This is a genomic window from Pseudomonas sp. LH1G9 (assembly GCF_002949975.1).
Taxonomy (GTDB): domain Bacteria; phylum Pseudomonadota; class Gammaproteobacteria; order Pseudomonadales; family Pseudomonadaceae; genus Aquipseudomonas; species Aquipseudomonas veronii.
In genome coordinates, this window is sequence record NZ_CP026880.1 from 3,659,377 (window position 1) to 3,684,301 (window position 24,925).

A 24,925-nucleotide genomic window follows, 5' to 3' on the forward strand; every position below is an offset into this window, starting at 1 on the left:
GTCGAAAGGCTCTGTGCATGACTTTTTTGCGCCCCACCCTGCTGACGCTGGCCTGCCTGCTGGCCTCCCCGGCCTTTGCCGACGACCTGCCGTCACTTGGCGACGCCAGCTCAGCCATTGTCTCGCCACAACAGGAATACCAACTGGGCCGCGCCTGGCTTGCCTATTTACGCGGCCAGGTCGCGCAGCTCAACGATCCGCAGCTCAAGGATTACGTCGAAACCAGCGTGTACAAACTGGTGGAGACCAGCCAGGTCAATGACCGCCGCCTGGAATTCATCCTGATCGACAGCCCGCAGCTCAACGCTTTTGCCGCGCCTGGCGGTATCGTCGGGGTCAACGGCGGGCTGTTCCTCAACGCCCAGACCGAAGGTGAATACGCCTCGGTGCTGGCCCACGAATTGGCTCACTTGTCCCAGCGCCACTTCGCCCGCGGCGTCGAAGCGCAACAGCGCATGCAGATCCCGATGATGGCCGCGATGCTCGGCGGCATCATTGCCGCCGCAGCCGGTGCGGGCGACGCCGGCATTGCTGCAATTGCCGGCACCCAGGCCGCGGCGATCCAGGAACAACGGCGGTTCTCGCGCCAGAATGAACAAGAGGCCGACCGCATCGGCATCCTCAACCTGGAGAAAGCCGGTTACGACCCACGCTCCATGCCGACCATGTTCGAGCGCCTGATGCGTCAATACCGCTTCGACGCCAAGCCGCCGGAATTCCTGCTGACTCACCCGGTGACCGAATCGCGCATCGCCGACACCCGCAACCGCGCCGAACAGGCCAAGCTCGGCGGCACCGAAGACAGCCTGCGTTATCAATTGATTCGCGCACGGGTGCAGCTGAAATACGAAGACACGCCAGGCCTCGCCGCCAAGCGCTTCCAGGCCCAACTGGACGAAAACCCGAAAAGCGACGTGGCGCGCTATGGTCTGGCCATCGCCCAAATCAAGGGGACCAAGCTCAAGGAAGCCCGGGAAAACCTGGCCCCGCTGTTGGCCAAGTCGCCCAACGACATTACCTACAACCTGGCGCAGATCGAGCTGGACATCACCAGCAACCGCTTGCCGGATGCCCAGCAACGCACTGACCGGATGCTCACCCAGTACCCCGGCAACTATCCGCTGAACCAGGTGCGAGTGGACCTTTTACTCAAACAGAACCGCACCGCCGATGCGGAAAAGGCCCTGGACGGTTTGCTCAAGTCGCGCCCGGACGATCCGGACGTGTGGTACCAGGTCGCCGAAACGCGCGGCTTGTCCGGCAATATCATCGGCCTGCACCAGGCGCGCGCCGAGTACTTCGCCCTGGTCGGCGACTTCCAGCAAGCCATTCAACAACTGGACTTCGCCAAGCGCCGTGCCGGCAGCAACTTCCCACTGTCGTCACGTATCGACGCACGCCAGCGTGAGCTGATCGAACAGGAACGCTTGGTGAAAGGAATGATGGGCTAAACCCACCGCCCACAAAAAAGCCCCGCCCTCGTTAAACGAAGGCGGGGCTTTTTGATGCGCCGGTGTTACTCAGCCAGCTTGAAGGTAATGAAGCTGGCACGGCCCTGACGCAGGACGCGCATCGAGACCGAACGGTTCTTCGGCAGCGCCTTGGCGATGTCGGTGAACTGCTTGGTGCTGTCGATGGCCTGATTGTTCAGGTGAGTGATCACATCGCCTGGCTGCAGGCCGATCAACGCGGCAGGACCGTCCTGCACTTCCTTGATCACCACGCCGCTTTTCAGGTCGAAGGCCTTCTTCTGCTCGTCCGTCAGCTCGGCCACTGCAATACCCAGGCGGTTGCTGCTGCGCTCGGCGCCCGGCTTGGTGCTACCGAGGGCATCGAGGGTCGCGCCTTCTTCCGGAATGGCGCCGACGGTCAGTTCAACGTTCTGGCGTTTGCCTTCACGGATCACTTCCAGCTTGGCTTTGCTGCCCGCCTTGAGCGCGCCCACCAAATGCGGCAGGTCTGCCGACATGACGATCGGCTGGCCGTTCATGCTCAGAATCACGTCGCCGACTTGCAGGCCGCCCTTGGCTGCCGGGCCGTCGTCCTGGATCTGAGCGACCAGCGCACCGGCCGGCTTGTCGAGGCCGAAGGACTCGGCCAGGTCCTTGTTCACTTCCTGGATCACCACGCCCAACCAGCCACGGCTGACTTTGCCGCCGCTTTTGAGTTGGTTGGAAACGTCCATGGCCACGTCGATCGGGATGGCGAACGACACGCCCATGAAGCCACCGGAGCGCGTGTAGATCTGCGAGTTGATGCCGACCACCTCGCCGTTCAGGTTGAACAGCGGGCCACCGGAGTTACCCGGGTTGATCGGTACGTCGGTCTGGATGAACGGCACGTAGTTTTCGTTGGGCAGGCTGCGGCCGATGGCGCTGACGATGCCTTGGGTCACGGTGTGGTCAAAGCCAAACGGCGAACCGATCGCCACGACCCATTGCCCGGCTTTCAGGTCCTGGGACTTGCCCAGTTTCAGCACAGGCAGGTCCTTGCCGTCGATCTTCAGCAACGCCACGTCGGAACGTGGGTCGGTGCCGACCAGCTTGGCTTTCAACTCGCTGCGGTCAGCCAGACGGACGAGGATCTCGTCAGCGTCGGCAATTACATGGTTGTTGGTCAGGATGTAGCCATCGGGCGAGATGATGAAGCCCGAGCCCAGGGACTGCGCTTCACGCTGGCCACCGCCACCGCCACGGGGCGCGCGTTGTTGCGGCATGCCACGCTCGAAGAACTCGCGCAGCATCGGCGGCAGGCCTTCCAGGTCCGGCATCTGCTGGTCGGAGACTTTGCGCTCGGGCAGTTTTTGCGTGGTACTGATGTTCACCACGGCAGGCGAGGCCTGCTCGACCAATTGGGTGAAATCAGGCAGCTCGACCGCTTGCGCGGGCACGGCCTGACCCAACACCAACAATGTGGCGACTATGGATAAATAGGACTTCAAGCGTGGTATCGACATACAGCTCCCGTTACGACGAGCAGGGTTGGGCGACAGGGTTCTGGAAACGCCGGAAACTGTGACCGACATCTCCGTTCCGCGAACAAAACATGGTCAGCGCCGACAAGCCCTGACCTATAAAAAATATGAGAGATTTTTGCAAGTGAAAATGCTGATCCAGACATTTCATTACGCTCGGCAACCAACCTCGCATGGACGTAGGGTGAAAGGCCAGGATGAACATAAGATTAACGATTCACGGCTTGGCGGCTGGTTTTTTTTCACCGCGCACCGACAGCGCGATGCGCTCGGCGGTGCCCATGGGGATTTCGCCCACTACCGTGACCATCATTTCGCCATCCACCGTATTCAGCCGACGCGACACCGCCACCGTCGGGCCCAACTGGGTACGGGTTTCGGTAACGCCGGATTCGCCGATCGGCTCAAGAAATACCGAAAACCGCGCCAGCCCATCTTCATACATCCGACTGTCGACCGTCGCTTTGGTCTGGGTGTCTTTGCGCGCACTGCTGCTGGTCAACTGGAAACCCGGCGGCAACCATTCCAGATGCCAGTCCTGGGCAGGTTGCACCTCTGGCGCTTTAGCCGTGGCCACTGCAATGGGCGTGCAATCGCCAGTGGGTTGCAAGTCGCGATCATCCGGCGTGACCGAGGTGTTCAATTGCGTGAACTGGAAACGCTCCAGCAACTGCCCCTGATCGTTCACCAGCAGGGATTTAAGGGGCAACGCGGTTTCGCGATCCAGGTGCAACTCAAAACCATAGCGGTATTGGTCACGCGGGGTGATCGACACAATCACCGCATTTCGACCGGCCACGCGAGATTTGCCGATGACGGCCAGTTCGTAGAATTGCGCGATTTTTTGCGGATCAAGCGCACGTGAAGGGGCATCACGCGAATTGCTGAGGCCGGCGACAAGAGTGCCGCTGACGCATTGCGTCCGACCGTCTACCCGCACGACTTCCTGAGCCGAGCCGTCGAGCTGCAAAAGCCGCTCGCGAACCTGACCGTCCTGGACACGATGCCAGATGTCGTGGGTAGAAAAATTGCCGTTACGCTCGTAGACGAACGTACCTTGGAAGCTTTGCTGTTGCTCAGCACGCCCAAGTCGAGTCAACCAGTCTTGGGCATCATCGGCGTGGGCGGGGAGTGCAAACCAACCACTGAGCAAAAGCGTAAGGAGCGGTATGGCGCGCATAGTGCTCCTCAACGGTTCAACGGTTTTCCAGGCTTGCCGCGCGAGCATAAGGCAGAGCGCTTTCAGTACCTTTCAAGGCCGATTCCTGTGCGTGTTGGCGCAGGTAGCCTGGAAGACGCTGATCCTGCCAGCCGGATTGCCCTTGAAGCACACCGTTCGCCATCGGGCCGGTAGTGTCGGAGCTTTCCTTGTAGCCTGCCAGTACGGCGGGGCCCTTGACTTGCGGGCCAGCCATGATCGGTTGCTGAGTCTGTTGGGCCAGTTCGGTACCGGCGATTTCGTCCTGGTTGTACAGGCGAACACCAGCCAGAACGGCAACAGTTACCGAAGCGGCCACTGCCAGGCGACCCAGGCTACGCCATGGCCCCCGCGCAGCTTTTGCCGGAACGGCTTCATCAGCCAGTGCAGCAGAAACGGCCGCAGCAATATCCAGACGAGGGATTAGAAGATCCTTGTGCATCACCGCCCGAGCGACTTGGTAACGAGACCAGGTATCACGGGTTTCGGCATCACCGAATGCATTGAGCACCCGACGAAGTTCCAGTTCATCCGCTTCGTTATCCATCACTGCGGACAGCGATTCCTGCAGGGCATCACGACTCATGGCGGTTCCTCTCTTGGCTGTCGCCGCTGTCTTTAGTTTTCCTGCAACAACGGTTGCAAGGCTTTATCGATGGCTTCCCGGGCCCGGAAAATCCGTGACCTTACAGTCCCCACCGGACACTGCATGACGCTCGCAATGTCTTCATAACTCAGACCATCGAATTCACGTAAAGTTAACGCCGTCCGTAAATCTTCTGGCAGTTGCTGAATAGTGCGATGAACGGTGCCTTCGATCTCGTCGCGCAGCAATGCACGCTCCGGCGACTCGAGATCTTTGAGGCCGTGATCACCATCGTAAAATTCTGCATCTTCCGAACTGACATCACTATCTGGTGGGCGGCGTCCGCGAGACACCAGATAGTTCTTCGCCGTGTTGATGGCGATGCGGTAGAGCCACGTGTAAAACGCGCTGTCACCGCGGAAATTGCCCAGCGCACGGTATGCCTTGATAAAGGCTTCCTGTGCAACGTCCTGCGCTTCATGGGTGTCGTGCACAAACCGCACGATCAACCCGAGAATTTTGTGCTGGTATTTCAGCACTAGCAGATCAAAAGCTCGCTTGTCGCCGCGTTGAACGCGCTCGACCAGCTGCTGATCCTCTTCCTGGGTTAGCATGAACACTCCTCGTTGTACTTGAAGGAGGCTTGCATAACTGAACGATCAGGCTTGCAAACATAGACTCGGACTTTCCGCAAAAGTTCTCCCCTCCAAGCAAGTTTCCGGCATGCACTGATTTGGCACACACGAAAAACGCAGCGCGGGCAATGCCGGCTGCGCGAATAATCTTGTCGCCGGTTTCCTGACGCGTCCAATGCTCCCGACGGGCCAATAAACTCAACGTTTTCCCAGCTTTCGGGCAACCTGCTATTGAGTCGGGGCTTATGCAAAAAGTTCCCACTTCAATAACCGGTCCATTTACCTTGGCCGTGCACCGTAATTTCACATTGCCACGAATGCGCGGCTATTGTGCCGCTCCCCCCCTCTATATACTAGTAGCCCGTGTGACCCTTTGATTCGCCGATCCAGGCGTCCTGTTTGCGCCAGCCCCTGTGGATCGCTTTTTGCGGAATCCTTCAAATGAGCCAACAGTTTCAACACGATGTCCTGGTGATCGGCAGCGGCGCAGCCGGCCTGAGCCTTGCGCTGACCCTCCCCAGCCACCTGCGCATTGCGGTGCTGAGCAAAGGCGACCTGGCCAATGGCTCGACATTCTGGGCCCAGGGCGGTGTTGCCGCCGTGCTGGACGACACCGACACGGTGCAGTCCCACGTCGAAGACACCCTCAACGCCGGCGGCGGCCTGTGCCACGAAGATGCGGTGCGCTTTACCGTCGAACATAGCCGCGAAGCCATTCAATGGCTGATCGACCAGGGCGTGCCGTTTACCCGTGACGATCACGCGGGCAGCGATGACGGCGGCTTCGAGTTCCACCTGACCCGCGAAGGCGGGCACAGCCACCGCCGCATCATCCACGCCGCCGACGCCACCGGGGCCGCGATCTTCAGGACCCTGCTCGAACAAGCCCGCCAACGCCCGAACATCGAACTGCTTGAGCAACGGGTGGCCGTCGACCTGATCACCGAGAAACGCCTGGGCCTGTCGGGCGAGCGCTGCCTCGGCGCCTATGTGCTCAACCGCAACAGCGGCGAAGTCGACACCTACGGCGCGCGCTTCACCATTCTCGCCTCGGGCGGCGCGGCCAAGGTCTACCTCTATACCAGCAACCCCGACGGTGCCTGTGGCGACGGCATCGCCATGGCCTGGCGCTCGGGCTGCCGGGTGGCCAACCTGGAATTCAACCAGTTCCACCCCACCTGCCTGTATCACCCGCTGGCCAAGAGCTTCCTGATCACCGAAGCCCTGCGCGGCGAAGGCGCGCACCTGAAACTGCCGAATGGCGAGCGCTTCATGCAACGCTTCGACCCGCGCGCCGAACTGGCCCCGCGCGATATCGTCGCCCGCGCCATCGACCATGAAATGAAGCGCCTGGGCATCGACTGCGTCTACCTGGACATCAGCCACAAGCCCGAAGCGTTCATCAAGACTCACTTCCCGACGGTCTACGAGCGCTGCCTGGCCTTCAATATCGACATCACCAAAGGCCCGATCCCGGTGGTGCCGGCCGCGCACTACACCTGCGGCGGCGTGATGGTCGACCAACACGGGCGCACCGACGTGCCCGGCCTGTACGCGATCGGCGAAACCAGCTTCACCGGCCTGCACGGCGCCAACCGCATGGCCAGCAACTCGCTGCTCGAATGTTTTGTCTATGCGCGTTCGGCGGCGGCGGACATCCTTGAACAACTGCCGCAGATCCCCGTCCCGGCCGCCCTGCCCCGCTGGGACGCGAGCCAGGTGACCGATTCGGACGAAGACGTGATCATCGCCCACAACTGGGACGAACTGCGACGCTTCATGTGGGACTACGTAGGGATCGTGCGGACCAACAAACGCCTGCAACGCGCACAACACCGCGTGCGACTGTTGCTGGATGAGATCGACGAGTTCTACAGCAACTACAAAGTCAGCCGCGACCTGATCGAATTGCGCAACCTGGCCCAAGTAGCGGAGCTGATGATCCGCTCGGCCATGGAGCGCAAGGAAAGCCGGGGCCTGCATTACACCCTCGACTACCCGCAGATGCTGCCCGAGGCCCGCGATACTATTCTGGTGCCAACCACCTACGCCGACTGAACTTCAGGCGAACCCGCAGGCGCCGGTGTACATCGGCGGCCTGCGAATCCTTGGGCACACAGATCGACCGCACCGCCCATTCGCCCTGCACCCGATAGCGCAGCACCACGATCAACGGCAACGCCAGGCTCTCGGGACGCAGTTGCACGCGGTGCCAGCCGCGCGCTTCGCTCCACAACTGCCACCCGCTTTCGTCACGGCGCAGGCCGCGAATCGACGAACGGTGAGTCAGCCGGATATGGCGCGGGATAACCCAGGCGGCGTGAGCCAGGCACAGCAACAGGCCAAGGCTTGAATAAGGCAAATCGACAAGCAGCAGCGCACCCAGTGCGGACGACTGGGCCAGGAGATAGGCCGCCAGCAACAGCCGCGAGGCCTGCCAGCGGCATTCGAAGGCGGGATTACTTGGGCTGGACACGATCCAGGATCATCCGAACCATGCGCTGCAGCTCCGGGTCTTCCGATTCGGAGCGTTCCATGAACCAGCCGAACATATCCTGGTCTTCGCATTCCAGCAGGCGCACGTAACAGTTGCGATCCACCTCGTTAAGGGTCGAGTAAACCTCTCTGACGAATGGCACCAGCAACACGTCCAGCTCAAGCATGCCGCGACGGCTGTGCCAGTAGAGGCGATTGAGTTCTACATCTTCGACCATGGAACGCTCCTCAAATAGATTGCAAGTATACAGGCCCCAAGGCAGCGGAACAGTCGGCTTTGGTCGCCCCCTACAGAAACTATCCATTTGTCGGGCGCCCCTCTATGATGCACCTAGACTTTTTGACCTGCGATGACCCATGGCCGACTCTGCTTTCTTCTGCCCACTGACCCACGAAGGCGTTCTCGCCGTCCGCGGCGCCGACGCTGCCAAGTTCCTGCAGGGCCAACTCACCTGCAACCTCAACTACCTGAGCGACACCCAGGCCAGCCTCGGCGCGCGCTGCACGCAAAAAGGGCGCATGCAGTCGAGCTTTCGCATCCTGCTGCAAGGTGATGGCGTGCTCTTGGCCATGGCCACCGAGCTGCTGGAACCGCAACTGGCCGACCTGAAGAAATACGCGGTGTTCTCCAAATCCAAACTCACCGACGAAAGCGCCGCCTGGGCACGTTTTGGCCTGGCGAACGCGGATCAGGCCCTGGCGAGCCTGGGCCTGGAGCTGCCGGCCGCGACCGACAGCGTCGCCCGCAGCGAACAATTGATCGCCGTCCGCGTATCCCCTGGTCGCACCGAACTCTGGGCGCCCGCCGAGCAAGCCGAAGCCGTGCGCAGCCAATTGGCCGCGCAGTTGCAACCGGCTGACTTGAACAAATGGCTGCTGGGCCAGGTCCGCGCCGGTATCGGCCAGGTCATGCCGCAGACCCGCGAGCTGTTTATCCCGCAGATGCTCAACCTGCAGGCCGTGGGCGGCGTCAGTTTCAAGAAAGGCTGCTACACCGGCCAGGAAATCGTCGCGCGCATGCAATACCTGGGCAAACTCAAGCGTCGCCTGTACCGCCTGAGCCTGAATGCCGCTGAATTGCCCGAGCCCGGCACGCCGCTGTTTTCTCCCAGCCACAACAGCTCGATCGGCGAAGTGGTGATCGCGGCAAAAGCTGACCAAATGGTGGAACTTCTGGCGGTTCTGCAAGCCGAAGCAGCCGAGAGTGGTGATGTGCATTTAGGCACCCTCGAAGGTCCCGCTTTGCAGCTACTTGACCTGCCCTACCAATTGGATCGTGATCGAGAGATCCAGCACTGATCGTCGCACCCCTTTGCAACACCTTAGAGAGCATGAATGAACGAGCTGGCGGAAAAAGTCCAACAGGCTTTGATTGCGGCCATCGACAACGATGACCTGGTTCTGCCGACATTACCGGAAGTGGCCCTGAGCATTCGTCAGGCCGCCGAAGACCCGGAAATCGGCATCAGCCACTTGAGCAAAGTGATCGGTCGCGACACCGCGCTGTCGGCGCGCTTGATCAAAGTGGTCAACAGCCCGTTGTTGCGGGCCACGCAGGAAGTCACCGACCTGCACACCGCCATCACCCGGCTGGGCACCAACTACAGCAGCAACCTGGCGATCGGCCTGGTGATGGAGCAGATCTTCCACGCCCGTTCCGAAGTGATCGAACAGAAAATGCGCGACGTCTGGCGCCGCAGCCTGGAAGTGGCGGGCGTCAGCTACGCGCTGTGCCGCAGCCACAGCCAGCTCAAGCCGGACCAGGCAGCGCTCGGAGGCCTGGTGCACCAGATCGGTGTGCTGCCGATCCTGACCTATGCCGAAGACCATTACGAGTTGCTCTCTGACCCGGTCAGCCTCAACCACATGATCGAGAAAAGCCACCCAATGCTCGGCGACAAACTCCTGCGTGGCTGGGACTTCCCGGAGATGCTGGTCAAGCTGCCGGGCCAATACCTGGACCTGGAACGCGACTCCGCCAGCCTCGACTATATCGACCTGGTGCAAGTCGCCGTGCTGTATTGCCATCGCGGCACCGCGCATCCACTGGCGGATGTACCGATCACCAACCTGCCGGCAGTCAAGAAACTGCGCCTGGACCTGTACAGCGACAGCGTGCGTGCGGAACTGGATGAAGCGCGGTCGATGTTCTACTGATCAACCGGCGACAAAACTGACGCGCACTTTCAAGCCCGTCGGTTCACCATCATGCAGACTGATCTGGGCCAGATGCGCGCGACAGATTTCGCCGACAATCGCCAGGCCCAGACCGGAGCCCAGGCCCTGCTGACTGCGGCGATAGAAGCGTTCGAACACGCGGTCGCGCTCGTCCAGCGGGATGCCCGGGCCATCATCTTCCACTTCCAGCACCGCCGGTGCCGTCACGCGCAGGATCACATTGCCGCCAGGCGGCGTATGCGCCAGAGCGTTATCCACCAAGTTACTCAACAGCTCGTTGAGCAGCGTCGGTTCGCCGCGCAGCCACACCGGCTCGTCGGCCTCCAGCGCCAGCGCGACCCCACGCGCATGGGCCAACGGCGCCATGGCCATGCCCAGTTCGCGGGCCAACTGGCTGAGGTCGAGCAATTGCGCCCCGCCTTCGGCAATCGCGCGTGCGCCGTTTTCGATACGCGCCAAGGACAACAATTGATTGGCCAGATGGGTCAGGCGGTCGGTGCCTTGCGCGGCGGTTTCCAGGGTGCTGCGCCAGGTGGCCGGGTCTTCGGCGCGCAGGCCGAGTTCCAGGCGCGCCTTGAGCGCGGCCAGCGGCGTGCGCAGTTCGTGGGCCGCATCGGCGATAAACTGTGCCTGGCGCTCGAACTGGCCCCGCAGGCGTTCGGTGAAATGGTTGATGGAACGCACCAGCGGGCCGAACTCGAGCTGCACCTCGACCAGCGGCAACGGCCGCAGATCGTCGGGCTGGCGCTCTTCCACGGCCGTGCGCAAGCGCTCCAGCGGGCGCAACGCCGCGCTCACGGCAAACCACACCAGCAATAGCGCGCCGATGGCGAGCATGCCCAGGCGCAGCAAGGTGTCGGCCATCAGGCTGCGGGCCATGCTGACGCGGGCTTCATCGGTCTCGGCCACGCGGATTTCCGCCATGCCGTTCATGTTCGGTTCGGAGACCGCCTTGAGCAGGCTCACCACGCGCACGGCCTGGCCCTGGTACGTGGCGTTGTAAAACCGTGCCAACGCCGGGTAATCATCGGTGCGCGGCGTGCCAGGCGGCGGGCCGGGGAGGTTTTCGTAACCGGAGATCAGCTTCTGGTCGATGTCATTGACCTGGTAATAAATCCGCCCGGCGCTGTCGTAGGCAAAGGTGTCCAGGGCCACATACGGCACATTCGCGCTCAAGCTGCCGTCGACCTCGGTCAGGCCGGCGGCAATCGTGCGTGCCGAGGCCAGCAAGGTGCGGTCATAGGCGGTGTCGGCGGCTTCGCGGCCGTTCCAGTAGGCGCTCATGCCGCTGGCGACCATCAACAGCACCAGCAACAGCGCGAGGTTCCACAGCAGCCGCCAGCGCAGACTGCTGGGCTTATGCATCGCGCGCTTCCAGCAGGTAGCCGAGGCCACGGAAGGTGACGATGGCGATGGGCTGGCCGTCGAGTTTCTTGCGCAGGCGGTGTATGTAGATTTCGATCGCATCCGGGCTAGCCTCTTCGTCGAGGCCGAACACCTGGGCGGCCAGTTGCTCCTTGCTCATCACCCGGCCCGGGCGCGCGATCAGCGCTTCAAGCACGGCTTGCTCGCGGGACGTGAGGGTCAGCAACTCGCCGCCGACCGTGAAGCGGCGGGTGTCGAGGTCGTAGACCAGCACGCCGCAGGCCTGCTGGCGCTCGCCGCCGAGCACGCTGCGCCGCAACAGCGCCTTGACCCGCGCCTCCAGTTCCGTCAGCTCGAACGGCTTGGCCAGGTAATCGTCAGCGCCCAGGTTCAGGCCATGCACACGATCTTTCACATCACTGCGCGCCGTCAGCATCAGCACCGGCAGATTTTTCCCACGCGCCCGCAAGCGCGCCAACACCTCGAAACCGTCCATGCGCGGCAAGCCCACATCGAGGATCGCCGCGGCGTATTCCTCACTGCCCAAGGCCAGGTCCGCGGCCACTCCGTCGTGCAGCACATCGACGGTCAGACCCGTGCTCTTGAGCGCCTGGGCGACACTTTCGGCCAGTTGCAAATGGTCTTCAACCAGGAGGACACGCATGGATTTCTACCTCATTCGGGGGTGGTCGGCGCCACGCTCTGCGAGGCAGTTTACAGGCGCGGCCTGGGCTGTGAAGCCCGAAAACATTGAAAGGCAACTGAAAGGTTAGTGAAAGCTTCACCCTTTAGCATCCAGCCACGGTAGGCCATGCCCGCCGAGCTGCCTGATCCGTAGCACCCGAAAAACGCCTCGAAGCGTTTTCGTCAAATAAGAACAATAACGGAGTACTCAACGATGCTGTCGACACAGCCCCAGGCTTGCACGCCTGTGCGTTTTTCCCGCCTGACCCAGACCGCCCTTGCCAGCGCCGCCACCCTTGCCGGCTTTTCGCCGCTTGCCCAAGCCGCCTTCTTCGAAGACAGCAGCGCGACCCTGGAAACCCGCAACATGTACTTCAACCGCGACTTTCGCGACGGCACCAGCGCCCAGCAATCCAAGCGCGACGAATGGGCCCAGGGCTTCATGCTCAACCTGCAATCGGGCTACACCGACGGTACCGTCGGCTTTGGCGTGGATGCGCTGGGCATGCTCGGCGTCAAGCTCGACTCCAGCCCCGACCGCACCGGCAGCGGCCTGCTGCCCCCCCACGACGATGGCCGCGCCGCCAACGAGTATTCCAAGCTGGGCCTGACCGGCAAAGTGAAGATCTCCGCCACCGAGCTGAAAGTCGGCGCGCTGATCCCCGAACTGCCGATCCTCAAGCCCAACGACGGCCGCATCCTGCCGCAAACCTTCAACGGCGGCCTGATCACCTCGAAAGAGTTCAAGAACCTGGTGTTCACCGGTGGCCGTCTCGACAAGGCCAAGGACCGCGACGACACCAACTACGAGGACATCGCCCTCAACAACAAGAACAGCCGTTTCCTCAGCGGCGCCACCGGCAAGCACTTCAATTTCGGCGGCGTGGACTACAAGTTCGCCGACAAGATCACCGGCAGCTATCACTTCGCCCAACTCGACGACGTGTACCGCCAGCACTTCCTCGGCCTGGTGGCTGCGCGCCCGATGGGCCCCGGCACCTTCGCCACCGATCTGCGCCTGGCGATCAGCGACGACACTGGCGCCGCCCGCGGCGGCAAGATCGACAACACCTCCCTCAATGGCCTGTTCAGCTATGCCCTCAACGGCCATAAGCTCAGCGCCGGCTACCAGCACATGTCCGGCGACAGCGCGTTTCCGTATGTGGATGGCAGCGACCCGTACCTGGTCAACTTCGTGCAGATCAACGACTTTGCCGGCGCCGAGGAGCGCTCCTGGCAGGCACGCTACGACTATGACTTCGCCAAGCTGGGGATTCCCGGCCTGAGTTTCATGAGCCGTTACCTGTCGGGTGACCATATCAAGCTCAAGAACGGCGAGACCGGCAAGGAGTGGGAACGCAACAGCGAGATCAAGTACGTGGTGCAAAGCGGCACATTCAAGGATGTCGCCGTGCGCCTGCGCAATGCGACGTATCGTTCCAACTATTCAGCGCGTGATGCGGATGAAGTACGCCTGCTGGTCAGTTACAGCGTCGCGCTCTGGTAAGCAGTGCCTGGTAATAGCCACTCATAACAACAACGACGGAGATAACCATGACCCTTTCATTGCGTAAATTCGCCCTCGCCGCCGGCTGCATGCTGTTCGCCGGCCAACTGCTGGCCGCCGACGAACCCAAGCGCCCGGAATGCATCGCCCCGGCCTCCCCTGGCGGTGGTTTTGACCTGACCTGCAAACTGGCGCAAAGCGCGCTGGTCAACCAGAAGCTGCTGAGCAAGCCGATGCGCGTGACCTACATGCCTGGCGGCGTGGGCGCAGTGGCCTACAACGCCGTGGTCGCACAGCGCCCTGCAGACGGCGGCACCCTGGTGGCCTGGTCCAGCGGCTCGCTGTTGAACCTGGCCCAGGGCAAGTTCGGGCGCTTCGATGAAAGCGCCGTGCGTTGGCTGGCAGCAGTCGGCACCAGCTACGGCGCCATCGCGGTGAAAAGCGATTCGCCTTACAAAAATCTCGACGACCTGGTGCAGGCGCTGAAGAAAGATCCGAGCAAAGTGGTCATCGGTTCCGGCGGCACCGTGGGTAGCCAGGACTGGATGCAAACCGCGCTGATCGCCAAGGCCGCCGGGATCAACCCGCGCGACCTGCGCTATGTGGCGCTGGAAGGTGGCGGTGAAATTGTCACCGCGCTGATGGGCAACCACATCCAGGTGGGCAGTACCGACATCTCCGATTCCATGCCCCATATCCAGAGTGGCGACATGCGCTTGCTCGCGGTGTTCTCCGAAGCGCGCCTGGACGAGCCGGAAATGAAGGATATTCCGACCGCCAGAGAGCAAGGCTACGACATCGTCTGGCCAGTGGTGCGCGGTTTCTACCTTGGGCCAAAAGTCAGCGATGCCGACTACGCCTGGTGGAAAGACGCCTTCGACAAACTGCTGGCCTCCGAAGACTTCGCCAAGCTGCGTGACCAGCGCGAGCTGTTCCCGTTCGCCATGACCGGCCCGGAGCTGGACACCTACGTGAAGAAGCAGGTAGCGGACTACAAAGTGCTGGCCAAAGAGTTCGGCCTGATCCAGTAATCGCCCCTCTGTCGCGCGGCCACGCCCTGCTGAACCAGGGGCGTGGCCCAGGAGTTCAACATGCTCTTACAACGCATATTCGCCGCCGCGCTGCTGCTGGCCTGCGCGGGCCTGGCCTTGATGGCCTGGCCCTACCAGGCGTCGTTTTCCTACGAACCCGTGGGGCCTCGGGCCTACCCGCTGCTGATGCTCGGGCTGATGAGCCTGGCGCTGATCTACATGCTGTTTCGCCCGCAGCCGACCCAGCATACCGAGGAAGAACCCGCGCTGGACCGCGCCACCCTGATCAAGATCGGCATCTGCGTGGCGCTATTGATCGTGTTTGCCGCCACCTTCGAATCCCTCGGTTTCATTCTCAGCAGCATGTTGATCGGCATTCCGATGGCACGGCTGTATGGCGGCCGCTGGTTGCCCGGTGCGGTGATCATCACCTTGATGAGCGTCGGCCTTTATCTGCTGTTCGATAAAGCCATGGATGTTCCGCTGCCCCTCGGCCTGCTCGACGTTCTGGAGAACTGATATGGATACTTTCGGCTATTTGGGCCAGGGCTTCGGCGTGGCACTGTCCCCCTACAACCTGGTGACCGCGCTGTGCGGCACCTTGATCGGCACCGTGGTCGGCCTGCTGCCGGGCCTGGGCCCGATCAACGGCGTGGCGCTGTTGATCCCCATCGCGTTCGCCCTGGGCCTGCCGCCGGAGTCGGCGTTGATCCTGCTGGCGGCCGTGTACCTGGGCTGCGAATACGGTGGGCGTATCAGCTCGATCCTGCTGAACATCCCGGGTGAAGCCTCCACCGTGATGACCACCCTCGACGGTTACCCGATGGCCCGCAAAGGCCTGGCCGGTGTGGCGTTGTCATTGTCGGCGTGGAGTTCGTTCATCGGCGCGTTTATCGCCACCTGCGGCATGGTGCTGTTTGCCCCGCTGCTGGCCAAATGGGCGATTGCCTTCGGCCCGGCGGAATATTTCGTACTGATGGTGTTCGCGATTGTCTGCCTCGGCGGCATGGCCGGCGATAAACCGCTGAAGACCTTCGTCGCGGCGCTGATCGGCCTGTTCCTGTCGGCGGTGGGCATCGACGCCAACAGCGGCGTATACCGCTTTACCGGCGATAACATCCACCTGACCGACGGCATCCAGTTCGTGGTGTTGGTGCTGGGCCTGTTCTCCATCAGCGAGATCCTGTTGCTGCTGGAAAAAACCCACCGTGGCCAGGAAGCGGTGAAAGCCACCGGGCGGATGATGTTTAACCTGAAGGAAGCCTCGTCGGTATTTGCGGTGAACATCCGGTGCGGCCTGCTCGGTTTCATCATGGGCGTATTGCCCGGCGCTGGCGCGACGTTGGCGTCAGCCGTGGCCTACATGACCGAGAAACGCCTGGCCGGGGCCAGCGGTAAATTCGGGCAGGGTGACATGCGCGGTCTGGCGGCACCGGAAACCGCCATCGGCGCCTCCGCCTGCGGTGCGCTGGTGCCGATGCTGACCCTGGGCGTGCCGGGTTCGGGCACCACCGCGGTGATGATCGGCGCCCTGTCGCTGTACAACATCACGCCGGGCCCGCTGTTGTTCCAACAGCAACCGGATATCGTCTGGGGCCTGATCGCCTCGTTGTTCATCGCCAACATCATGCTGGTGATCCTCAACATCCCGATGATCCGCATCTTCACGCGCATCCTCGCCGTGCCGAACTGGGCGCTGGTGCCGGTGATCGCGATCATCACCGCGATCGGCGTGTACGCGGTTCACGCCACCACGTTCGATCTGTTCCTGATGATCGGTATCGGCATCTTCGGCTACATCCTGCGCAAGCTGGACTTCCCGCTGTCGCCGGTGTTGCTGGGCTTTATCCTCGGCGGCCTGATGGAGCAGAACCTGCGCCGCGCGCTGTCGATCTCCAACGGTGCGCTGGAGATCCTGTGGTCCAGCCCGATCACCTTCGGTGTATGGGTATTGACCGCCGTGATGCTGCTGTTACCGCTGGCGCGCATCTACCGCAAACGTGCGTTGCAGCGTCGTGCCGTGGCCGATGTCTGAGGCCAGCTTTAAACACTGGTGGGGAACACCGCTGGTCGGCCTGGCCGGCGGTTACCTGGCCAGCCTGGTCGGCTGGCCGTTGCCGTATATGGTCGGTTCGCTACTGGCGATCATCCTCGTGCGTTGCCTCACGCCGTGGCAGTTGGCGGAGATTCCCGGCGGGCGCAAAGGCGGCCAATGGGTGGTGGGCATCGGCATCGGCCTGCACTTCACTCCGCTGGTGATCGAACAGGTGATGAGCCACTTCGGTTTGATCTTCTTCGGCGCGCTGGTTACCAGCCTGTCGAGCGTGGTCGGCGTGTGGTTGATGCGCCGCAGCGGCGAAGACCGCGCCACCGCGTTTTTCTCCAGCATGCCCGGCGGTTCCGGCGAGATGGTCAACCTCGGCGCACGCAATGGCGCGGTGCTCAGCCGGGTCGCGGCGGGGCAAAGCCTGCGGGTGTTGGTGGTGGTGCTGTGCGTACCGGCGATCTTCAAGTACGTGCTGGACGGTGGCGCGCCGCAGTTTCATCCAGCCCCGGTGAGCTGGGCCTGGCTGGCGCTGCTGTTTCCCGCCGGTGCGCTGGTGGCCTGGGGCTGGCAACGCTTGCGTCAGCCGAACCCATGGTTGTTCGGGCCACTGTTGGTCAGTGCCACCGCCAGTGTGGCGTGGGACCTGCACATCGGCCTGCCCGACGGCGGCAGCCAGATCGGCCAGTGGCTGATCGGCAGCGGGTTGGGCTGCCACTTCAATCGTCAGTTCTTCCGCAGTGCGCCGTCGTTCATGGCGCGCACCTTGATCGGCACCGCCTTGACCATGCTGCTGGCGACGCTGGCCGCCGTGGGCTTGAGTGCGATGACCCAACTGGACCTGCGCTCATTGACCCTGGGCATGATGCCCGGTGGCATTGCCGAGATGAGTTTGACCGCGGAAACCCTGCAACTGTCGGTGCCGTTGGTGACGGCAATGCAGGTGATGCGCTTGTTGTTCGTGTTGTTTCTGGCGGAGCCGCTGTTCAGGCATTGGAACCGCCAAGCCTAGCGGCTACCGAGGGCGGCCCGCCCTGGGCCGCTACCGCCTGTCGGCACTGTCATTTCTAACAGCTAGCCTGCTCGCTGCCCTTCTGTGTTCAATCCTTGTGTGCCCCGGACCTTTTCGGCTCCTTTGCCTTGCACGAGGTGACAAGCATGACTCCAGAGCTCAACGCGCCCCCTTTCGTCGCGCAGTTGTCGCCTTATATTCCCGGCCTGACGACCCCGGTCGTAGGATTCTCCGGCGGTGTGCATCAACTGCTGTTGGAGAACCATGGCAGCACGGGCCTGATTTGCATCTTGCGCACCTACGCAGGCCAGCTTGAAGGCGATTTCATCGAGTTGTTCTGTAGCGACCTGCTGGTCCCGGTCGACTTCCATACCGTAACCGAGCAAGAAGCGCGCGAAGCGAAGCCGATTACCCTGCACATCTCCATGGCCCGCTTGGCCGACGGCGCGGCCGGCCCCGTATTTTTCCGGGTGACGCACCTCGATCACCGCGTAGAAGAAACCCAACGCCTGACCCTCAAGATCGACACCGTGGCGCCAACCGGCAGCGACCCCATTACCCGCCCACCCTGGGTCAATGAACAACTGTCGCGACCGCAACCCGCGCAGTTCCTGATCGATTCGGCCGCAGCCGGGCGCGGGGTGGTGGTGAGAATCCCCTTTTACCCGCTGGACCTCAACCGGCCTCCCAGTACCTACCGGGCGGTACGCGATCGCATTCGCTTGATCATCGGCGAGCAAATCATCGAGCACATCGTCACAGAGAATGAGGCCAGCAGCCGCAACCCGATTTCAATCACGGTCTATTACGGCACCTGGCTGCGCATCGGCAGTGGCTTTCAGGCCTGCGCCTACGATGTCATCGATGAGGTCGGCAACTACGCGTCGGGGCGCTCGCCGATGCAACTGATCGAAGTGCGGCTGGATCCCAACGAACGGTTGCTGGACGCCGCCCAGATTGTCGAAGCACCGACCGGCACGCTGGACGCGGACATGCTGGCAGGCAAAGACGCAACCCTCAGGGTGGCTGTCGAGGGAAAAGGCTGGGCGTCGGGCGACGGTCTTCGACTGACCATTCGCGGGCGTTTGCCGGAAGGTGTCGATGTCGAACAGACCTACGATGCCAGTATCACATCGACCACAACGCCTTTCGTCGACGTCCCTTGGCCCAATGCTGACGTGCGTATGCTTATCGGCGCCTTGATCCAACTGAGTTATGAGCGAATTCGCACAGGACAAGTCAACCGGCCCTCGGAAAACACCTTCGTCCAAGTGAGCGGAACCCCCGAACAAACCGGCCTCGTAGCACCGCAAGTGCCCGCCGCCAGCGGCGGCGTCCTGCATCCCTTGACCGACCCGGTGACCGTTACGATCGCGGCTTACACCGGCCAAAAGCCCTTTGACCGTGTCACGCTGGTGCTGGAAGGCACCTACGCCAACGGCCACCGTTTTTATCAGGAGCACGGGTTGCCGGCCGGCGAAGGCAGCGTCGTGTTCGAACTGCACAATGGGATCGACGGTGACATCCGCCAGCTCGATGGCGGCGAGCTGATGCTCTACTACTACATCAACACTGCCGGGGGGCGCCCACCGTCGGCCATTCTGCAACTCAACATCGGCGAGCCCCAGGACGCCCTGCCCGCGCCTGAGGTGTTGCAAGCCCCCGCCCCCGCCTTCAACTTCGACCCCGAGCAATCCCGAGGCAATGCCAACGTGAGGGTTGCGGCGCATGCCGCTTTCACGGAAGGCGCCACGGTCACCCTGTACGTCGAAGGCAGCGCCATGGGCGGCAGCGCCCCACCGGACCGGTTCCCCATCACCCGGCCGTGGGTCGGGCAGGACCTGGCGTTTGTCATCGCACGGGTGTTTGTCGTGGCCAACCTCAACGGCTCGGCGCGCATTTACTATCGGGTGGAGCACACCGGCCAGCGCACCCGTTATTCCCAGGCGTTGGTGATGACCGTCGGTAGCGGCCTGCAACTGCCGGTGCCGCATATTCTGGAAAGCACGATCAACATCGCCGACCCCTCCACCGCCCGGCTCAACCCGCAACATGTGCTGGAGCCGCCGGTCTGTACGTTTCGGGTGAGCTACAAGCCGATGCTCGCCGGCGATGATATCCAGCCCAGATTCATCGGCACCTACGGGCTCGGAACGCCCGTCATCAATCCACGGCCAGGCGACCCGCTGAAGGGTTATGTCGACTTCATCATCAGTAATCGGGTGATTGCCGCCAACCTGGGCAGAGACGCTGCATTGTCCTATACCGTGACCCGCGCCGGTGCCACCAGCGCCTCCCAGGTGCTGACCTTGACCATCGACCCGCTGACTGAACAAGCGCTGGACCTGGTCAACGTGCCCCAGGCGTCGAACGGCATCATCAACGCCAACGTGACGCACAGTGCAGTGATTCAGGCATGGCCGTTCATGCGGACCGGGCAGCCGGTGTGGCTCGAAATCAAGGCAGCGGCCAATCGGGTGCTGCGCGACGGCACACCGCTGAGCGCCGCGGAATTCAATGCCAAACGCGTGGAAGTCCGCTTACCCGCCGATTATCTGCGTTCCTTGCCGACCCAGAGCACCCTGCGGGTTGAGGCGCGGGTATCGCTGAACGGCAGCGCCCATAAGGATTTCGCTATCGCCTTTCGCCCTGTCGACTACCGCATGAGCAACACCGTGGGCATCTTCGCCACGATCCCGGTGGGCAATTCGCCGAACGCCCTGGCGCTCAGCCCGGACGGTACGCGGCTCTACGTCGCCTGCACCTTCGGCCGCACTTCGATCTGGGTCATCGACACCCTGCGTAACCGCGTCATCGACAGCTTCGACGTGCCGGGCTCGCCGTTGCGCCTGGCCATTCATCCAACGGCCGAGCGTCTGTATGTGACCGACAACAGCAGCGCCACCAATACCCCGATTCGCCTCTACAGCACGCGGGACTATTCGCTGATCGACACGCTGACCGGGTTCACCACCGTCCGAGGCATTCGCTTCAATGCCAACGGCTCGCGCCTGTATGTGGCCGATGAAGGTGCATCGCGCCTGGTCGTCATCGACACAAGCAACCACCAACGCGTGGCTTCGATCCCGGTGCGCGCGCCCATCGATGTCGCCGTCAGCCCCGATAACAACCGCGCACACGTGGCCACATTCTTCGACTGGTCCATCATCAATCTGCCGACCAACAGCCTGATCAACAGCGCCGACACCCGCTCCGCCCCCGTCGCCATCGCCCATAACCCCCGTGGCTCTCAGGTGTATATCAGCGCGCGCGAAGGCGGCAGCGTCACGATCGGCAATACCTCGACCCAGCGCATCGAGCAGACCTTGACCGGGTTGCTGGGCCCCTACGACATCGCCTTCGAACGCGGGCGTGATCGGGCCTACGTGTCGCAGACCGATGGCGACCTGCTGGGCATTATCGATACGCGCTCGCGACAGGTGATTGGCAGCTATGCCGGGTTTAACAAGCCGCGCGGGCTGGTGGTGGCCCCAGACGATTCCCACGGCTACGTGGCCAATATCGGCGGGGATTCAGTGTCGTTGGTGGTGTTTTAGCTGACGCACAAGTCGGGTTCACCATTCGTCGGCACTGTCATTTCTCACAGCTAGGCAGGCGATAGATGACGGGCGCTGAATCAAGCCAGAGACCCACTTGTGTGACGGGTTTCCGATCGTTTTCCCTATGACAAGGAATCCTAATCATGACATACGATCAAGCCCCTGACCCCATCGACAACCAGTCGATTTTTCCGGAGGCCCTTGATATTTCCTCCAGCGATACACTCGGTGTGCTTCACCCCAATGACCTGCGTCGCAAAGGCTTCACCTCACCACCGCCAACCGACGTTGCATTGAACTCAAGAACATTTATCAACACTCCATTTTCCGACTTGCCCCTGTATTTCCCAACGTTATGGGAACCTGTCGCAGGTGCTGACGGTGGCTTCAATGATGCCGCCTTGAAGGTAAACCCTTCGGGGGTCATCTGCATCCTTCTGCCGTATCTGGAACAAGCTGAAAATGACTTCATTTGGCTGGAACTCAACGGCGTGCAAGTAGCCTTCCATACCGTCAGCGCTGACGAAGCCGACTTGGGCACGCAAATTGTCCTGTTTATAGAAAGCACCCGCTTTATCGATCAGGCAAACAATAAGGTACAGGCCTTTGTCGAACAACTGAGCGGCACAATTGATAAAAGCAAGCTGTTCACAATCTACGTTGATCGTGAGCACCCAGTCGGCCCGGACCCTATCGTCAGCACGCCCAACGTCAACGAAAATATGGCTGCCGTGAAGTTTGCAGACCCACAGATCGAGGCCTTCGGCGTGATCACGAAGGAAAATGCCATCGCTGGGGTCGAGATATTGATTGAAGACTATCCACTGAATCCCGCAGTTCCCACGAAACATCACCGTAAAGAAGGCGACGTAATTTTCGTAAGTATCGGCGGCTTGCTGATCAAACACACGGTTACCAATTTTGAAGCCTCAGGCAACTTGCCTATTAGTGTCTGGGCCTATTTCGGCACATGGGAAGCGCTACCTGACAGCGAATATATTGTGGAATGGTATGTGCTCGACAAGGTGGGTAATCATTCCCCAGGCTTCTCGCCTCGCAGGCTCATTGAAGTGCAATTGGGGAGTGGCAGCGAACCAATACTGCCCGCCGTGTTTGTAACCGAGTCCGACTACGACGAGGAGCACGATCAGGACTTTATCGATATCCGTGATCTCGATGGCGACGCAAACATCGAATTGCCCATACGCAATAACGGATACGCCGTCAGCGATACGGTGCGCCTGACGATAAAGGGCCTCAGCGCCAGCAGCGTGCCAGTCGAAATAACCATCGACCATCGGGTGACCTCGATCACTCCAATCAGGGTCAACATCCCCCTGCCTGCTGACTTTCTGCTGCCCCTGCCGGGTGGGCACATCTTCATCACTTACAAACGGATTCGTCCAGGCGTTGCTGATCGTCCCTCCAGAGGCTCGCTCTACGCGATCTACGGTGACCCGGTCGGAACCCGTTTACCACCACCACAAGTCCTGGATTTGGACAGTGACGGCTCTCTACCCGACCATACCAATCCGGTACGCATTCTGGTGCCTAAATTCCTCGGGCAGCATGAAAATGACAGAGTCGACTTGATAGTGGTCGGCCGTAGCGCCAATAACGTGCCCAGCTATGCCGAATTCACCGAAATGGCAGGTATCGGTGACGTTGTTTTCTTGTTGGAGAGCGCATTCTTCAATGCACTGAGCGGTGGGTATTTTACTGCTCATTACTTGATCAATGGTGGCGTAACAAGGCCAGCCTCTGAACAGGTAACGGTGCCTGTCGGTGATGCAAGGGCAACATTACCGCCCCCCAGGACATTGCAAGCGTTACCGCCCGGTTTTGTGTTCGACCCCGGTACCAACCTGGCCAACCTCAATGTCAGGATTGATCCCCATCCGTTCATTGTAGAAGGCGTAGAGATCAGAGTGATCGCCACAGGTACCCGTCCAGGCGGCAGCATTACGACTGACTGGTTCAATGTCGATATCAACTGGGAGGACGCGGTCATCCCTTTCACTATTCCGAGAACTATCGTCCTGGCCAATCTCAACAGCACGATGACGCTTTCCTACGAGGTAAGGCCTAAGACGCCAGGTGCAATTTCCCGGTTTTCCCAGGAGCTTGTGATCTACATCGGCATTAAGCTGGAACTGTCCGAGCCGCCGGTTGTTGTGCAGGCCACCGCAATTACGCCAACCCTGTCGCGCCTGAACCCGTTGCACGTGCTGCCTCCGGTCGAAGTAGAGTTCAGGGTGAAATACTTCCCGATGCTCGACAGCGATGACGTCAAACTGAGGGTCGTGGGCAAATCAGGCTTGGGGACTCCCGACATTCCGTCAAAACCCGGCATTGCGGAGCCTGGCGAAGACTATATTAGATTCGAACATTTCAGCGATTTTGTCGCCGCCTACCTGGGGGACTCTTGCGAGGTGTATTTCGAGGTTACTCGCAGCGGCAATACCACTGGGTCGGTACCACTGACCCTCGAGGTGGAGCCTCTGCCGGCACAAGCATTAGACTTGTTGAGCGTTCCTGAGGCCACGGCAGGTGTCATTGATATCAGAAACGCCGCCACCGTCAGAACCGCTGCCTGGCCCTTTTATGCAGTAGGACAATCCTCGTGGATCTATCTGGAAGGTGTCAAAGCCGGGAATCAACCCCACTTGCTCACTTTGCGAGATGCTAGCAAGGCTCTTAATCAACAGGAGTTTGATCAAAGGTTTGTACAGGAGCCCGTACCGAGTGCCTATTTGAGCCAGCTGCTTGCAAACAGCAAGCTGCACGTCAAAGGCTCTGTATCCGTGGACGGTACCAATGGCGAGGCTAGCGCCTTGAACCTGGAAGACGTCAGCTATACGGTCAGAACTACGCCCGCTCTGGCAATGGATACCAGCCCAAGGTTTCTAAATCTCAATGGTTACTTGCTGGTGAACTTTTTCGGTGGTTTCAATGAGATCTTTTACTTTGGCTCAGCTCGGACTGCCACTGGCGGCGTACCACCGTACACCTACAGTTCCAATAATCCAGGAGCCATTTCCGTCAATGCGGGGGGCCGCGTTCACATCACTGCCGCAGGTACCGCGACGATCACAGTTCGGGACAGTGCGCAACCCGCGCAAACAGCCAGCTATAACGTGACTGTCAACGGGTCCTTCCGCAGATGCCGGTTTGTGGGGACAGGGCAATGGCATTCCATGGTGAGTGCAGCCGCTGCATGGGGCGGCGTACTTCCTAACTTCAGTATCGCTGTTGAGCTTAGTGGCCAATACAGTGGGCGCTGGCCATCGATGGGTAATATATGGACCACTGAACAAGCACCTGGCCAACCGCAACCTGGGCTGGCTTATTGCTTTGTCAACATTTATGGAAACCGGGGGTGGCCACCTAATGACATGCAGTGGGGTAGTACAACTAACAGCTTCGATGGTTTAGCGATTTACTAACACTGTAAACATAAAAAGCCCCGTTTCTTCCGAGACGGGGCATTTTTTCATTACCCAGCATGTTGAGTTTCCTTCGGGCTATACGCTCACGCTTTTAACATCGCCACCCAACCGCGCACGCCCGGCGGCGGTTCAATATGTTTACCCGCGCAATATCTCCAGGGTTTTACCATTCGTCGGCACTGTCATTTCTCACAGCTAGGCAGCCC

At 61.0% G+C, this 24,925-nt stretch carries 19 protein-coding genes; 11 read left to right on the forward strand and 8 right to left on the reverse strand.

Going from position 1 to position 24,925, the window contains the following annotated elements:
- Nucleotides 1-17 precede the first annotated feature (17 nt).
- On the forward strand, nucleotides 18-1,451 hold the full coding sequence (locus tag C5F70_RS16985) for a M48 family metalloprotease (protein ID WP_102617676.1): 1,434 nt from the start codon (nucleotides 18-20) through the stop codon (nucleotides 1,449-1,451).
- Nucleotides 1,452-1,516: 65 nt separating this feature from the next.
- Here the strand turns inward: C5F70_RS16985 and C5F70_RS16990 are convergent, their stop codons facing one another.
- The 4 genes from C5F70_RS16990 to rpoE form a co-directional block, all read right to left on the reverse strand.
- Nucleotides 1,517-2,956, reverse strand: a complete 1,440-nt coding sequence (locus tag C5F70_RS16990) for a DegQ family serine endoprotease (protein ID WP_026139783.1) — start codon at nucleotides 2,954-2,956, stop codon at nucleotides 1,517-1,519.
- A gap of 235 nt (nucleotides 2,957-3,191) precedes the next feature.
- Nucleotides 3,192-4,154 carry a MucB/RseB C-terminal domain-containing protein gene (locus C5F70_RS16995; protein WP_026139782.1) on the reverse strand — a complete coding sequence of 321 codons (963 nt, stop codon included), beginning with the start codon at nucleotides 4,152-4,154 and terminating at the stop codon, nucleotides 3,192-3,194.
- A gap of 16 nt (nucleotides 4,155-4,170) precedes the next feature.
- On the reverse strand, nucleotides 4,171-4,758 hold the full coding sequence (locus C5F70_RS17000) for a sigma-E factor negative regulatory protein (RefSeq protein ID WP_017844911.1): 588 nt from the start codon (nucleotides 4,756-4,758) through the stop codon (nucleotides 4,171-4,173).
- Between the two features lie 32 nt (nucleotides 4,759-4,790).
- Nucleotides 4,791-5,372, reverse strand: coding sequence for an RNA polymerase sigma factor RpoE (rpoE, locus tag C5F70_RS17005; RefSeq protein WP_003172477.1), 582 nt, complete (start codon nucleotides 5,370-5,372; stop codon nucleotides 4,791-4,793).
- Nucleotides 5,373-5,834: 462 nt separating this feature from the next.
- Here rpoE and nadB point away from each other — a divergent pair, with 462 nt between their 5' ends.
- Nucleotides 5,835-7,451: an L-aspartate oxidase gene (nadB, locus tag C5F70_RS17010; protein ID WP_017844910.1), complete on the forward strand. Its 1,617-nt coding sequence runs from the start codon at nucleotides 5,835-5,837 to the stop codon at nucleotides 7,449-7,451.
- Here the strand turns inward: nadB and C5F70_RS17015 are convergent.
- Together C5F70_RS17015 and C5F70_RS17020 are read right to left on the reverse strand one after the other, a co-directional pair.
- Nucleotides 7,420-7,869, reverse strand: a complete 450-nt coding sequence (locus tag C5F70_RS17015) for a protein YgfX (protein ID WP_046490340.1) — start codon at nucleotides 7,867-7,869, stop codon at nucleotides 7,420-7,422. The genes nadB and C5F70_RS17015 overlap by 32 nt on opposite strands.
- Complete coding sequence (locus C5F70_RS17020; protein ID WP_046384372.1) at nucleotides 7,853-8,107, reverse strand: succinate dehydrogenase assembly factor 2; 255 nt, start codon at nucleotides 8,105-8,107, stop codon at nucleotides 7,853-7,855. The genes C5F70_RS17015 and C5F70_RS17020 overlap by 17 nt, the downstream gene beginning before the upstream one ends.
- 139 nt (nucleotides 8,108-8,246) lie before the next feature.
- Between C5F70_RS17020 and C5F70_RS17025 the strand changes: the two genes are divergently transcribed.
- Nucleotides 8,247-9,188 carry a folate-binding protein YgfZ gene (locus C5F70_RS17025; RefSeq protein WP_104903773.1) on the forward strand — a complete coding sequence of 314 codons (942 nt, stop codon included), beginning with the start codon at nucleotides 8,247-8,249 and terminating at the stop codon, nucleotides 9,186-9,188.
- 36 nt (nucleotides 9,189-9,224) lie between these two features.
- The gene (locus tag C5F70_RS17030; protein ID WP_017844907.1) at nucleotides 9,225-10,046 is read left to right on the forward strand and encodes an HDOD domain-containing protein; all 822 of its coding nucleotides are present in this window, start codon (nucleotides 9,225-9,227) and stop codon (nucleotides 10,044-10,046) included.
- Here the strand turns inward: C5F70_RS17030 and C5F70_RS17035 are convergent, their stop codons facing one another.
- Nucleotides 10,047-11,432 (reverse strand): sensor histidine kinase, encoded by a 1,386-nt coding sequence (locus C5F70_RS17035; protein ID WP_017844906.1) that lies wholly within the window; start codon nucleotides 11,430-11,432, stop codon nucleotides 10,047-10,049. It abuts the gene before it with no gap.
- Complete coding sequence (locus C5F70_RS17040) at nucleotides 11,425-12,096, reverse strand: response regulator (protein ID WP_017844905.1); 672 nt, start codon at nucleotides 12,094-12,096, stop codon at nucleotides 11,425-11,427. Before C5F70_RS17040 ends, C5F70_RS17035 begins: the two co-directional genes overlap by 8 nt.
- A gap of 234 nt (nucleotides 12,097-12,330) precedes the next feature.
- Here C5F70_RS17040 and C5F70_RS17045 point away from each other — a divergent pair, with 234 nt between their 5' ends.
- The 7 genes from C5F70_RS17045 to C5F70_RS17075 all read left to right on the forward strand — a co-directional run bounded on the left by C5F70_RS17045 (nucleotide 12,331) and on the right by C5F70_RS17075 (nucleotide 24,716).
- The gene (locus tag C5F70_RS17045) at nucleotides 12,331-13,623 is read left to right on the forward strand and encodes an OprD family porin (RefSeq protein WP_104903774.1); all 1,293 of its coding nucleotides are present in this window, start codon (nucleotides 12,331-12,333) and stop codon (nucleotides 13,621-13,623) included.
- Nucleotides 13,624-13,664: 41 nt separating this feature from the next.
- Nucleotides 13,665-14,654, forward strand: a complete 990-nt coding sequence (locus C5F70_RS17050; RefSeq protein WP_164887021.1) for a tripartite tricarboxylate transporter substrate binding protein — start codon at nucleotides 13,665-13,667, stop codon at nucleotides 14,652-14,654.
- A 60-nt stretch (nucleotides 14,655-14,714) separates the two neighbouring features.
- Nucleotides 14,715-15,173 (forward strand): tripartite tricarboxylate transporter TctB family protein, encoded by a 459-nt coding sequence (locus C5F70_RS17055; RefSeq protein ID WP_017844901.1) that lies wholly within the window; start codon nucleotides 14,715-14,717, stop codon nucleotides 15,171-15,173.
- 1 nt (nucleotide 15,174) lies between these two features.
- Nucleotides 15,175-16,689 (forward strand): tripartite tricarboxylate transporter permease, encoded by a 1,515-nt coding sequence (locus C5F70_RS17060; protein WP_017844900.1) that lies wholly within the window; start codon nucleotides 15,175-15,177, stop codon nucleotides 16,687-16,689.
- Complete coding sequence (locus C5F70_RS17065; protein ID WP_104904574.1) at nucleotides 16,682-17,710, forward strand: AbrB family transcriptional regulator; 1,029 nt, start codon at nucleotides 16,682-16,684, stop codon at nucleotides 17,708-17,710. The genes C5F70_RS17060 and C5F70_RS17065 overlap by 8 nt, the downstream gene beginning before the upstream one ends.
- A gap of 146 nt (nucleotides 17,711-17,856) precedes the next feature.
- The gene (locus C5F70_RS17070) at nucleotides 17,857-21,267 is read left to right on the forward strand and encodes a YncE family protein (RefSeq protein WP_104903775.1); all 3,411 of its coding nucleotides are present in this window, start codon (nucleotides 17,857-17,859) and stop codon (nucleotides 21,265-21,267) included.
- A 146-nt stretch (nucleotides 21,268-21,413) separates the two neighbouring features.
- Nucleotides 21,414-24,716 (forward strand): hypothetical protein, encoded by a 3,303-nt coding sequence (locus C5F70_RS17075; protein WP_017844897.1) that lies wholly within the window; start codon nucleotides 21,414-21,416, stop codon nucleotides 24,714-24,716.
- The last annotated feature ends 209 nt before the right edge of the window (nucleotides 24,717-24,925 follow it).